The following is a 416-nucleotide window of genomic DNA, read 5'->3' on the forward strand; positions in this document are numbered from 1 at the left end:
GTACGCCTACGCTTTGAGGTGTGCCAGGTATGTCCGGCCGGGTCCTTGTCGTCGACGACAGCAAGGTCATCCGGCAGTTGATCAGGGTCAACCTTGAGCTGGAGGGCTTCGAGGTCGTGACCGCCGTCGACGGTGCCCATTGCCTGGACGTGGTGCATCGCATCCAACCCGACGTCGTCACGCTCGACGCGGTGATGCCCCGGCTGGACGGGGTGCAGACCGCGGAGCGGCTGCGTGCGGATCCGCGTACGCGGCACATTCCGCTGGCGCTCGTCAGCGCGTGCACGGAGCTGGCGGCGGAGACCGACCGGGTGTCCGGGGGTGTGGACGCGTTTCTGGCGAAGCCCTTCGAGCCCGCCAGCCTGACGCTGCTGTGCGCCGTTCCGCTCGCCGCCGGGGCCGCGGCGGGCTGGGCC

General features: G+C 70.2%; 1 protein-coding gene. It reads left to right on the forward strand.

Translation table 11 applies throughout. The features are described 5' to 3' along the window. Positions 1 to 29 precede the first annotated feature (29 nt). On the forward strand, positions 30 to 416 hold a 387-nt coding region (locus G5C65_RS38295; protein WP_165303701.1), incomplete at its 3' end, for a response regulator.

The organism is Streptomyces boncukensis (assembly GCF_011045075.1).
GTDB lineage: Bacteria > Actinomycetota > Actinomycetes > Streptomycetales > Streptomycetaceae > Streptomyces > Streptomyces boncukensis.